The sequence below is a fragment of the Syntrophales bacterium genome (assembly GCA_030655775.1).
Classification (GTDB): Bacteria; Desulfobacterota; Syntrophia; order Syntrophales; family JADFWA01; genus JAUSPI01.
In genome coordinates, this window is the sequence record JAUSPI010000143.1 from 1 (window position 1) to 10,105 (window position 10,105).

The 10,105-nt window shown below is 42.0% G+C and carries 16 protein-coding genes; 8 read left to right on the forward strand and 8 right to left on the reverse strand.

Translation table 11 applies throughout. From position 1 onward, the window contains the following. Positions 1–89: 89 nt before the first annotated feature. The 3 genes from Q7J27_07450 to Q7J27_07460 all read left to right on the forward strand — a co-directional run bounded on the left by Q7J27_07450 (position 90) and on the right by Q7J27_07460 (position 2,048). Positions 90–377 carry a hypothetical protein gene (locus Q7J27_07450; protein MDO9528976.1) on the forward strand — a complete coding sequence of 96 codons (288 nt, stop codon included), beginning with the start codon at positions 90–92 and terminating at the stop codon, positions 375–377. Further along, on the forward strand, positions 367–1,785 hold the full coding sequence (locus Q7J27_07455) for a uracil-DNA glycosylase family protein (protein MDO9528977.1): 1,419 nt from the start codon (positions 367–369) through the stop codon (positions 1,783–1,785). Before Q7J27_07450 ends, Q7J27_07455 begins: the two co-directional genes overlap by 11 nt. A 113-nt stretch (positions 1,786–1,898) precedes the next feature. Continuing rightward, positions 1,899–2,048 carry a hypothetical protein gene (locus Q7J27_07460; GenBank protein ID MDO9528978.1) on the forward strand — a complete coding sequence of 50 codons (150 nt, stop codon included), beginning with the start codon at positions 1,899–1,901 and terminating at the stop codon, positions 2,046–2,048. A 29-nt stretch (positions 2,049–2,077) separates the two neighbouring features. On the opposite strand, the gene Q7J27_07465 is transcribed toward Q7J27_07460, so the two are convergent. The 3 genes from Q7J27_07465 to Q7J27_07475 all read right to left on the reverse strand — a co-directional run bounded on the left by Q7J27_07465 (position 2,078) and on the right by Q7J27_07475 (position 4,195). Beyond that, positions 2,078–2,509 carry a putative toxin-antitoxin system toxin component, PIN family gene (locus Q7J27_07465; protein ID MDO9528979.1) on the reverse strand — a complete coding sequence of 144 codons (432 nt, stop codon included), beginning with the start codon at positions 2,507–2,509 and terminating at the stop codon, positions 2,078–2,080. Next, the gene (locus Q7J27_07470) at positions 2,506–2,796 is read right to left on the reverse strand and encodes an AbrB/MazE/SpoVT family DNA-binding domain-containing protein (GenBank protein MDO9528980.1); all 291 of its coding nucleotides are present in this window, start codon (positions 2,794–2,796) and stop codon (positions 2,506–2,508) included. Before Q7J27_07470 ends, Q7J27_07465 begins: the two co-directional genes overlap by 4 nt. A 427-nt stretch (positions 2,797–3,223) precedes the next feature. After that, positions 3,224–4,195 (reverse strand): site-specific integrase, encoded by a 972-nt coding sequence (locus Q7J27_07475; protein ID MDO9528981.1) that lies wholly within the window; start codon positions 4,193–4,195, stop codon positions 3,224–3,226. 488 nt (positions 4,196–4,683) lie between these two features. Between Q7J27_07475 and Q7J27_07480 the strand changes: the two genes are divergently transcribed. Genes Q7J27_07480 through Q7J27_07490 form a run of 3 tightly spaced genes read left to right on the forward strand, consistent with a single transcriptional unit; the run spans position 4,684 to position 6,036 of the window. Then, the gene (locus Q7J27_07480; protein MDO9528982.1) at positions 4,684–5,160 is read left to right on the forward strand and encodes a hypothetical protein; all 477 of its coding nucleotides are present in this window, start codon (positions 4,684–4,686) and stop codon (positions 5,158–5,160) included. Further along, entirely contained in the window at positions 5,157–5,648 is a 492-nt protein-coding gene (locus tag Q7J27_07485) for a hypothetical protein (GenBank protein ID MDO9528983.1), read from the forward strand. The genes Q7J27_07480 and Q7J27_07485 overlap by 4 nt, the downstream gene beginning before the upstream one ends. Position 5,649: 1 nt before the next feature. After that, positions 5,650–6,036: a hypothetical protein gene (locus Q7J27_07490; protein MDO9528984.1), complete on the forward strand. Its 387-nt coding sequence runs from the start codon at positions 5,650–5,652 to the stop codon at positions 6,034–6,036. A gap of 596 nt (positions 6,037–6,632) precedes the next feature. On the opposite strand, the gene Q7J27_07495 is transcribed toward Q7J27_07490, so the two are convergent. Then, positions 6,633–7,517 carry a replication protein RepA gene (locus tag Q7J27_07495; GenBank protein MDO9528985.1) on the reverse strand — a complete coding sequence of 295 codons (885 nt, stop codon included), beginning with the start codon at positions 7,515–7,517 and terminating at the stop codon, positions 6,633–6,635. 73 nt (positions 7,518–7,590) lie between these two features. Between Q7J27_07495 and Q7J27_07500 the strand changes: the two genes are divergently transcribed. Further along, on the forward strand, positions 7,591–8,232 hold the full coding sequence (locus Q7J27_07500) for a ParA family protein (protein ID MDO9528986.1): 642 nt from the start codon (positions 7,591–7,593) through the stop codon (positions 8,230–8,232). Further along, the gene (locus Q7J27_07505) at positions 8,229–8,480 is read left to right on the forward strand and encodes a hypothetical protein (GenBank protein MDO9528987.1); all 252 of its coding nucleotides are present in this window, start codon (positions 8,229–8,231) and stop codon (positions 8,478–8,480) included. Before Q7J27_07500 ends, Q7J27_07505 begins: the two co-directional genes overlap by 4 nt. Positions 8,481–8,576: 96 nt before the next feature. Here the strand turns inward: Q7J27_07505 and Q7J27_07510 are convergent, their stop codons facing one another. The 4 genes from Q7J27_07510 to Q7J27_07525 form a co-directional block, all read right to left on the reverse strand. Further along, entirely contained in the window at positions 8,577–8,879 is a 303-nt protein-coding gene (locus tag Q7J27_07510) for a HigA family addiction module antitoxin (GenBank protein ID MDO9528988.1), read from the reverse strand. A gap of 12 nt (positions 8,880–8,891) precedes the next feature. Beyond that, on the reverse strand, positions 8,892–9,170 hold the full coding sequence (locus tag Q7J27_07515) for a type II toxin-antitoxin system RelE/ParE family toxin (protein ID MDO9528989.1): 279 nt from the start codon (positions 9,168–9,170) through the stop codon (positions 8,892–8,894). Positions 9,171–9,285: 115 nt separating this feature from the next. Continuing rightward, on the reverse strand, positions 9,286–9,870 hold the full coding sequence (locus Q7J27_07520) for a recombinase family protein (protein MDO9528990.1): 585 nt from the start codon (positions 9,868–9,870) through the stop codon (positions 9,286–9,288). A gap of 38 nt (positions 9,871–9,908) precedes the next feature. After that, positions 9,909–10,105, reverse strand: a 197-nt coding sequence (locus Q7J27_07525) for a hypothetical protein (protein ID MDO9528991.1), incomplete at its 5' end; no start/stop codon positions are given.

Below are 10,105 nucleotides of genomic sequence, written 5' to 3' on the forward strand. Positions count from 1 at the left end.
AATGATTTCTACGCACTAAGCAGGCGCGCTTTTCAAACTCAGGATGATAAGATTTCTCTTGAAATACGCCGCTGTAGGTGATAGTGGATATGGGTACAAAGGATAGCAAAATTGTGGACAAACGCAGAACCATAAAAGGCTTGGTTGTGGACGCTTTCAACTCCAAAGGTGAGATGCCGAGCTATGAAGAGTTGACTGAACTGGTAAAAACACATTTCCCGGACAGCAGGTGGAAAAAGTCTCACTACGCATGGTACAAATCGAAAATTAGGCAGGGCAAAATATTCGTTAAAAAAGATGACACTGTTCCAAAAACAGCAGACACTATAGGTAGCAGCATATTAATTGCTAACCCCCGGGGATCCGATGACTTCTAATCAAATGGTTTCGGTCAGAGAACAACTCTTAGTATTGGCCTCCATCATTGATTCACATCGTGACTGGTGGCGATTTCCGACAGAGGACCAGGTTCAGGGATTCCTGGGCGATGATCCTTTATTTATCGTGGGTGACCAGCCATCAACAAGCCCATGGAAACAGTCTCATCCTAATCGACGAGCTTTTTATGACACACTCTATGGAATAGGGGCAAGCAGGGCACATTTGACTGATCTCTATAAGCGCCGAGGTCGTTCGGGAGAGTTAAGGGGAGAAGAACTACCAGAAGACTTCAAGGATCACCTTAAGTTTTTTGAGAGGGAAATCGATATTGTTCGGCCAAAACGCATCGTTGCTTTGGGAAATGTTGCCTATGAGTTGCTGTTTAAATATCTCCCCGGGATCAGGGGGATGCTCTCTCGCATGTGGCATTTTTCCTACGTGGTGCGTGCAAAAAAAGTTCACGAATATGAAGCGAACATGCGGAACGCCTTGACGGGTATCATCCCTTCCATCACTGCCCCCGAAGACAGTTCGCCCACCTTGGAAGTTATTGCGTCTGACGCTCAAAACTATCCAAGAAAATCAGCTATTTCTCCTTTCGCGCAGATAGGATGTGCCACAACCTATTCTAGTTCAAGGCTGTGCTTTAGGGCGAAAGAAATTGAACCCCTCGACAAGGACGATAAGTTTTGCGTAGTCACGGCCGATGGACCCTTTGTAATGACAAAGCGGGACTTCTACTGGACGTTTCCGAGAGTAGTGCAATCGAATAGCTATAAATACGGAAGGAAGGAGTATCATTACCCAAGTACCCCACAGCGTGCGCGGCGATTTCTGGTCCACCGGGAACCCATGCCCGACTCCTTCATCGACCTCGTTAGGGCTGTACATACTCATAATTGGTGTACCTTGGAAAACTGCTGCACCTGCGGAGCAAATGACTATCGTCAAGTCCTGAAACAATTAGAGAGAGAGGCGGATGGTGGCCTTCCGGGCGCCCTTGCGGCTTTAAACCCCTCTGAACTAACATTGGAACGTAACTGGAAGGCTGCTTTGCATATAGCTGTCAGCGATTTCTTGTCTTCAATCCAGGTTGAAAGTATACTCAAGGCGTGGTGGCCAAAGTTCCATGAAGACATAGCATTTTCTGATTTTGTCCTTTATAAAATCCTCAGATACGCTCCAAAAAGAAACGATATCAGGCAAAAATGGCTCGATGCATGTATTATATTGGCCAAGGACAATAGGAGCTTCTCATTAATAGAATCGTTGCTGCTTGTCCTCAGAAAGGCTGCATTTGAACATGCCGAGATCATAGAAATTGCCAAGGAATATGCCAAGTCATCGGGCCAGATGAGAAGGGTTCTACGGAATGCCTGCGGAATAGAAATGAAAAACACCTAAACATCTTTGGTCCGGCCGGAAGACGGAATCAGCAAGGAACTGCCATTTATAAAACTTGCGGAATTCTAACAATTCTCCTGCGCGCAGCTCAATAAAATACTACAACGGAAATAATGGAGAAGAAATCCGATTTAGGCAATGATCGGGGCGTAAAAAACATTAGTTTTATACGCAGCGCTTTCGTTGTTGCCCGCGACAATAAGGATAATTACCTTCCCCCCGGTGCTACTCTTCCGGTTTTTACAGGCTCTGGCAAAGAATAACCATAAACCTTAATAAGGGCTAAAACATTTCAAGGAAACTGCCCACTTATGACCTGTAGGAACATATGCGGATTGACGATAGAAATACCCTGAAAGGATTTCAAATCGGTCAAATGATGGTCCCCGGACACAATATAGTCAACCCCGCCTTCCAGCGCACACGCCAATATTTTATTGTCGTCCGGGTCGTCTTTAATAAAATCTACTAATTTTTTGCCTGGCGTGACGGTTGCAACTTTACTAAAGGCCCCAATAAAAAGACTGATTTGCTCCGGCGTGTTCCTGTGGATTTTCTTCAGCTTCGGGCTCAAAAGGGTTCGTTCAATCTCATCAACAATTTCCCGGGAAAGGAAAATATGGAGTTTTCCCTTTCTGGCCAATGATAAAATCTCAGCCGGTTTTCCTGCTGGCACCAAATAGGCACTCACTACAACGTTTGTGTCTAAAACAACTTTAATCATTTCCTTTGGGCCTTGGCAGTTATCTTTCCCTTTCGTACCCCTCTGATAGCTTCCTCGATGAGTTTTTCAACCTTCTCCGGATCTTCCCCTTTCATCTTGTTATGCATTTCATCGAACATTTTCCAAACCTCGGCCTTTTCTTTATCAATCATAACCTTGGGTCGGATTGTCACTTCAGAGCCTTTGATTAGGAAATCAATAATATCGCCCTCTCTGAGGTTCAACGATTCCCTTACCTCTTTCGGAAAGGTGACTTGACCGCTTCTTAATACTTTTGCCCAGGGCATTGAGTGTCCTCCTCCTTTAATCTTAGCGCCGTTTTGCATAGTTGCTGTATTTATGTAAATATGTAATTTAGTATAGAGGACAATCGTTACAATGTCAAGCCAGGGGCCAATGAAAACATGGCTGCGTTTTTACCCAATAGAAATACTCTTTAATTAATTAGCACTGGAATTAATATGTATTTTATCATAAAATGAGGGCAAATCTGCCGGTTTTTTGCAGAAAATACTCGAATAACTTCCGGTTCTCCTGATTCTCGGAAGTTATTTCGTCTCCGGTTTTTTCTCGTCTTATTCACAGCTGGGTTCATTGGGGTTTTGTAACCTTTCTGTCATAGGTAATATCTCGTATTAATGCCGATTTTGATGGAACAGACAAAAACAACTAAACGGCCCCAAAATGATGGAATCGTTGCCGTACCCCCAGGTGTTATCGTAAGAGATAATGTTCCGTTATATCTGCCCTTTCGTGCCCCATTTCCCAGCTAACTTCTTGTAATCTTTCCTCGTAAGTCATGTTTGTGTGTTCCTGTAATTCTTCCATTCTTTCCTGTGCAAAGTTCCAGCGTAGTCCGTGTGAGCCCGTATAGTCCTGATCGGATGACAAAGCAGCTTCTTTTAGCGATTCTCTGTACTCGTTTTTGTCAAATTCGAGCTTGCCTTTTTCTTCTATGAGCGCAGAAAGGTTTCTATAGGTGTCTTCCGATACTGCTATTTCCCTTTCCTTGCCGCCCTTGCCCTCAACTTCAATATAGCCCCTTGTTTCACCTGTATAGGCATCGATCCGCAGACCCTTAAGGTCTTCTTTTTCAAGTCCCCAAATCTCGTTTATCCTTGCCCCGCCCTCGTGTTGTACAGAAACCAGCGTCTTGTGTTCGGGATCTCTTATTTCATTAATTAGAGCTTTTGGTGTTTCGTATGCCCGGGTTGTGACGGCTCGGTCAAGGACCTGTGAGGCTTCGGCTTTGACCTCTTTTATGGTTTCTCTAAAGTTGTACCCGCTATCCTTACCAACCCGATCAGCATACATGTTTAAGGCATTCTCAAATTTGGAAAGGGCTGCGCATTCCCGCTGAAACGTACTGTATTTAACCCCGTCTGCAATCCGAGACTCTAAAAATGCCTTGACGTGATCGCCCTGTAGTTTTTCCACGTCGCGAACGCCGAGGTTTTCTTTGCACCAGTTCGCCGCCTGGTGCCAGGTGTCCTTATACACTTCGGCGGTACGGTAAGAATAAATATTTAAAGATTTGCCGAGGTCGGACCAGGTTTTAGCGCCTTCAGAGCGTGCAATCGCTTTTTCGGCATGCTTTGAGGTGCCGGGGTTGAATATCCCGGATTCGTTAAATACTTTCGTTACCTGGTAGCCTGTCCCGCCTCTCATATCTTCTTCGTTTTCCATCCTGCCTTAATCAGCAGGTAACCGCTTAAGTAAACCCACTTTTTAACAAAATAGCTGAAGTTTAACAGCTTTCCAGTTTTACCGAACCGGATCGGAAACGCGCCGAGCATTGCACCCGACACTCGATAGCTATCTGTCGATAGCCTCTATCGTGGTTCACCCACGCGCGGATTGCCCCTGCGGTTTTTTGCAATCACGAGGGCCGCCTCTTGTGCGCTTCGGGCATTGAAACAACACAAGAGCAATACAACAACAAGAATGATATAATATCCATACTTTTATTTTAGAAAATAAAATAGATTTAGTCAAGATATATTATTTATGTTTTGTTGGTGTAATCCCGCTTTTGTTACCAAAAGCTGGTTTTTGCAGTATTTGTAGTGTGTTGTTTAAACCATTTTATTTATTAGATTATTTATCTTAATTATTATTATATATTCTTAATTCCACGCTTGACATTCTCAGTTAAAATTCTTAGTATTGTTTCGATGAATAAAACTGACAAAAAGAAACTTACATGGCTTTTCGGGCAACCTGAAGAAATACTGATAGAGGCCATCAAGCATCAAAGGGACCTGTATTTCGAACTCAGGAGCAAACAGAAAGAACTTGATCCTAACCAAATAACGCTTGTATCACTAATTAAAACTGCTGAACATTTTTTCAACGCAGAACACCCGACGGTATACAAAGACAGGGATCACGACCTTGAAGCCCTAAGAAAAAAAGTAATGGAAAGAATACAAAGACATAAAATCAGACACACAGAAAAAATAAAGAGCAGAAAAAAGAGAGAGGGCAAGAAAAAAAGGAAAATCACGCAGCTAATGGCAGAAATCGTGATCATGCGAGAGCAGGGACAGAGCTACAAGGCAATAGCAGACTACATTGAAAAATATCACAAACTAAAGCTGCATCCGACATATGTTTCCAAACTTCTACATGCGCACGAGGGAAAACAATGAAAAAGTATGCCGTTTTATTTTTAGGAATATTGCTGTCGATATGCGTTACGATGTATTATCAGTTAAACCAAAACATTGTATATATTACACTGGGTGTCATTATGGCCGGTGCTACCGTCTGTGTGATTTTTCTGTTTGAGTCATGGTCAAAATCCTCCATAGAGGAAGCGGCAAACACAACCAAAAATGCTCATGGAAAAGCGAAACAGATCATAGAGGAAGCGGCAAATGGTATTAAAAAACAACAAGCAGAGATTATAAGAAAAGAAAATCTGCTCAAAGAGAAATACCAAGAAATACAAATAAATATTTTTGAGTGGGAAAAAAAGATAGTGAAGTATAAGGAACAGTTAAACCATTACGAGTTTAAGCTGCAAATGCATAATGAGCTTTTGGGGAAATTGCGAAAGTTGCTGTCCAACGAAAAGCGCGATCCAACTTCAAAAGTTGAAGAAGCAAAACGCAGGCTACTCGATTTCGAGGCGTAATATGGGAGATACACACAAAATAGATATCGGCAATTTTACGCTGGTTTATAAAGATGGGGATGGTAAACAACGGTTAATTTTCGTTTCCTTGAATCTAAAAGACAAAATAATAATTGAATCACCGATCCGTCTTAATTTTTTTTGCCAAGTGGTTTTAAAAGCGTTTATCAACAACAGATTACCAAAAAACACATGTTCAATAACCGACTTTTTGTATGCACAGAGGCGAAGTATAGACAATCAAGAGTTTTTGGTTTTGAAAGAATCCGCCACCAGAACAGAAACAGTACTAAGCAAAATTGTAGTGATGGAATTGCAGTCAATACTGGAAAGATTTTTAGCTCGAATTGATATATTTAAATCGCCTCCCGCCTTTTATGGAAATTGACGAGATAGAAACATAAGCAAACTCTGCTGCAGCAATAAGCCGGCCACTCAATCTTTTTTGCCAAAATTTATTAGTAACATCAACCGTTGTTGTTATTTGTATAGTTTGTATAGCACGCAACGCATTGATATACATCACTATATTTAGTGATAGGTCATAGTTTACGGGGTGATAGGTGAAGCTATTAATTTATATACTTTTTTCACCTTACAAAATTAACCGGGTTTCATATCGTTTTTCTGACCGCGAAGAATGTGTGACGGAAAACACCTGTTTCTCGACACGCGTAACCGCTTTATTTTTTTGCTCAACTTGCCGGGATGAATGCGGCCAACATAGTATACCACACCACGAAAGTATAGCTTGCATAGGTTTTTACTCCATTACTCATGTCCCCTCGATTTTAGTTCTCTGTAAACTATTTAAAAAAGTTATGAACATCATCGCCGTAACGGATATAAGGAATTATAAGTACTATAAGTAACTACAAGAGAGGGGCCGCAAAGCGTTGACAGGTAACGGCTACGTGAAGGTAGCCGTTACCAAATATGCGTAAAAGCGTTACCAAATATGCGTGGAAAACTGTCTCAATAAACTTAAAACTGTTGAAAACTTCCTTTGTTTTTAGAAGCAATTGAGGTCGGTGAAGGATAAATCATTAATCCATCATCTCTTATTGTTGTTCTGGCTGGGTATAAATGTAAAAGTTTTTTTAAGGTGTTTCCTACTTTAAGTTTAAATATTCTAATTTCTTTATAGTTGCTGCCAAATTGTAGAGCAAGCTTTTCCCACGAGATAAGTGTTTCTTTCTGAAGATAACTATTGCGATATGTCAACCAGGCATAGAGATCAATTGCAAGAGGCGATTGCTTAAGAAGTTTAATAACTCTTAGATCAATAGGAACCGGCTTTGTAATCAACTCCTCGTAAAATCCGCTACTAATAACAATACTTGATTTGAAGAGACTTTCTTGATCAGGATTAACCACATCCCAAAAAAAATGGCGTTCTTGCGCGAGGACAAAATCTTTTTCGCTTACCCCTTGATTGTGTCGCACGCTCAGCATAAACCTTGAGCGAAACAGCCTTTCAACTTGTTTTTTGAGACGCGGAATTGAACCCCACTTCCCTCCTGTCACAAGAAGATCCAGTTCACGCATAAAAGAACTCAAGCTATCCCCGAGTTCAACTTTTTGGTTTTTAGTTTTTACCACTTCCGTAGAAAGCCACGTGAGAACCAACCTGGGGATTGAGCCATACGGTATCCCGTAATTAATTTCTTTCCCATCTTTTACGGTAATTGCTGGCTGTACGGTTAGGGTAATATTTCCCGATTCTCTGGAATACTGATTGACTTTACCCACGTCTCGATGTGGCAAGGTTGTTTGGACCAGGCTACGCGCCATAAATCCAAGCTCCGGATCTTCATACTCTTCCAGAACTTTCTGAATTCTACCCTGCATCTTTTTTGATAATTCCATATTTGCTTGACAATAACATTATATAATATTATTATCAACAAGATGTTTAAAACAGTTTAACAAGGTTACTAACATGGTACTAAGTGTGGCAAACCCCAAGGGTGGCGTGGGCAAAACGACAATAGCCGTTAACTTGGCATATGCAATGCTGCTTGATTACAAAGATGTCATGATTCTGGACCTCGACCTACAACGGTCAGCTTCGTTATGGGCAAAATTACGTGAGCAAAATTTAATAATCCCTATTCCAGTACTAACCACGAACAATGTAAAAGAGATAAGCGGTCTCTGTAATTTATATAAAGGCAATTCCGGACTTCTGGTGGTTGATTGCGCTGGTTTGGATAGCGATTATAACCGCGAAGTTCTATCCATGTCGGACGTTGTCGTTATTCCAGTACGCCCATCACAAATAGAGGTGTTTGGTCTGAACAGGTTTATGTCTGTATTAAATACAATTAAAAAGACAGGACATGTGTTAATTAACTGCGCATATACTACAAGCGTAAAAAAAATAGAAAACCTTTTCGAGTTTGTTGATAATATAAACGGTCTTAAACAGTTAAAAACTGTTATAAGATACAGAGTAGATTATCAAGATTCATATGCATCCGGCAAGTCCGTCATAGAGCATAACAAAGGCTCACAGGCCGCAAAGGAGATGCACAAACTACGTCACGAACTCAGAGAGGTTTTGAAGGAGGCAACAAAATGAGTAAGACTGGATTTGTTAGCGTTGATACACTGGAAGGAGTTGATGAAAACGCTATTACAAGCAAAAGTGTGCACATCAAAAATCCAGGAGGAAGACCACGGAAAGAAGATCATGAAAGGCTTGAAAAGGTGACTATTTATTTAACACAAACAGAAAAAAAAGATGCAGAAACTAAAGCAAAAGGGATAGGAGTACCACTCTCGAGCTATCTTAAAATGCGTATTTATGGATTGTTAAAAACAGTATAAAACGGTTTTATAGAACACTAAACCAAACAAACACAAAACACACAAACTTATATTTCTCGGGAAGATAAGGAAACCAATTTGCTTAGTAGTTGGGCTTTATGGATGTGACGGGGCGTGCTCCATAAGCGGCTTAACGTGGATCTCGCTGCCGGACCCCCGCACCTGGGCAAGGTCATATGATCCCTGAAGCTGCAACCAGCTTTCAGGGCTGCGCCCAAAAGCCTGTGATAGCCTCAAAGCCATTTCAGGGGAAATGCCAGCGTGCCCATTCAGCAACAACGAAAGGGTCTTCCGCGTTACGCCAAGGGCTTCAGCGGCTTTTGTAACGGTCAGGCCAAGGGGGTCGATGCACAGATCCCGTATAATCTCGCCGGGGTGTGGAGGGTTTTTCATAGCCATAGTTTATGTCTCCTAATGATAGTCAATCAAATCAACATCGGTTGCCTGTCCGTTCTCAAAATGGAAAATCACCCGCCAATTCCCCGAAACAGATACCGAATAAAACCCGGCAAGGTCTCCCTTGAGCTGATGAAACCGTAGTCCCGGGATATTCATATCTTCAGTAACAAAGGCAGTGTCAAGTAAAGCAAGAATGTGACGCAGCCGCTTAACCAACTCTTGCTTTACCCCCTTGGTTTGGTCATCATAGTAGAGGGCGACAAGGCCTTTGTGCTTTATGCTACTTACCATAAACAGTGTACCCCATTACGTAACAGGTTACAATAAATTTATCAAAGATGCCATAAAAATCATGTCCGGCACAGAAGTAAAAACCATCAGATTTCATTAAGGAAACCCACAAAAACTACTTTACCTTCAACCTTTCTCTAACCGTTGATTCATTAACACCTAAAGCCTTACCTATTTTCCGGAAAGAAAGGCCTCGGTTTCGCATTTCTTTGGCTTCATTTATTCTGAAGTCTGGAACAGGGGGTCGGCCTAAGCGCTTACCCTTGCTCCTGGCGTTATGAAGGCCGGCGATTACACGTTCACGGATAATCTCTTTTTCAAACTCAGCCACGGCACCGACAACATGGAAGAGGAGTCTGCCGGTCGGCGTGGTGGTATCGAGGCCGTTATCATAAGAAACAAAGTCAATCCCCAAAGACTGCAAGTCGTCCAGGGTGGCTATAAGATCTTTCAGGGATCTGCTCAGTCGGTCCAGTTTGTAGACCAGGAGAACGTCGAAGCTTCGCCTTTTAGCATCTGTAATCATTTCATTGAAGGCAGGGCGTTTCATATTGGAACCGGTAAAGCCAGTGTCTATGTATTCTCTAAAAAGTTTCCAGGAGCGTTTCTCGACGAATTCCCGGAGAGCGTTTATTTGTGATTCGGTTGATTGCCGGTCGGTTGATACCCTGGCATATATGGCAACGGTTTTTATATCCATAAAACAGGTGAGTAAAAAACCCTCCCAAAAACGGATTTTTAAAAGCCAATAAAATCAGCTATTTTCATGATAGCAAAAGAGTGAGTAAAAAACAAATGATTTCTACGCACTAAGCAGGCGCGCTTTTCAAACTCAGGATGATAAGATTTCTCTTGAAATACGCCGCTGTAGGTGATAGTGGATATGGGTACAAAGGATAGCAAAATTGTGGACAAACGCAGAACCATAAAAGGCT

What these genes read in the sequence shown, in the direction of transcription:
- Q7J27_07455 (MDO9528977.1), top strand. Translation starts at nt 367, where the DNA reads ATGACTTCTAATCAAATGGTTTCGGTCAGAGAACAACTCTTAGTATTG.
- Q7J27_07485 (MDO9528983.1), top strand. Translation starts at nt 5,157, where the DNA reads ATGAAAAAGTATGCCGTTTTATTTTTAGGAATATTGCTGTCGATATGC.
- Q7J27_07470 (MDO9528980.1), bottom strand. Translation starts at nt 2,796, where the DNA reads ATGCCCTGGGCAAAAGTATTAAGAAGCGGTCAAGTCACCTTTCCGAAA.
- Q7J27_07520 (MDO9528990.1), bottom strand. Translation starts at nt 9,870, where the DNA reads ATGGATATAAAAACCGTTGCCATATATGCCAGGGTATCAACCGACCGG.
- Q7J27_07495 (MDO9528985.1), bottom strand. Translation starts at nt 7,517, where the DNA reads ATGGAATTATCAAAAAAGATGCAGGGTAGAATTCAGAAAGTTCTGGAA.
- Q7J27_07450 (MDO9528976.1), top strand. Translation starts at nt 90, where the DNA reads ATGGGTACAAAGGATAGCAAAATTGTGGACAAACGCAGAACCATAAAA.
- Q7J27_07475 (MDO9528981.1), bottom strand. Translation starts at nt 4,195, where the DNA reads ATGGAAAACGAAGAAGATATGAGAGGCGGGACAGGCTACCAGGTAACG.
- Q7J27_07515 (MDO9528989.1), bottom strand. Translation starts at nt 9,170, where the DNA reads ATGGTAAGTAGCATAAAGCACAAAGGCCTTGTCGCCCTCTACTATGAT.
- Q7J27_07460 (MDO9528978.1), top strand. Translation starts at nt 1,899, where the DNA reads ATGGAGAAGAAATCCGATTTAGGCAATGATCGGGGCGTAAAAAACATT.
- Q7J27_07500 (MDO9528986.1), top strand. Translation starts at nt 7,591, where the DNA reads ATGGTACTAAGTGTGGCAAACCCCAAGGGTGGCGTGGGCAAAACGACA.
- Q7J27_07490 (MDO9528984.1), top strand. Translation starts at nt 5,650, where the DNA reads ATGGGAGATACACACAAAATAGATATCGGCAATTTTACGCTGGTTTAT.
- Q7J27_07465 (MDO9528979.1), bottom strand. Translation starts at nt 2,509, where the DNA reads ATGATTAAAGTTGTTTTAGACACAAACGTTGTAGTGAGTGCCTATTTG.
- Q7J27_07510 (MDO9528988.1), bottom strand. Translation starts at nt 8,879, where the DNA reads ATGGCTATGAAAAACCCTCCACACCCCGGCGAGATTATACGGGATCTG.
- Q7J27_07505 (MDO9528987.1), top strand. Translation starts at nt 8,229, where the DNA reads ATGAGTAAGACTGGATTTGTTAGCGTTGATACACTGGAAGGAGTTGAT.
- Q7J27_07480 (MDO9528982.1), top strand. Translation starts at nt 4,684, where the DNA reads ATGAATAAAACTGACAAAAAGAAACTTACATGGCTTTTCGGGCAACCT.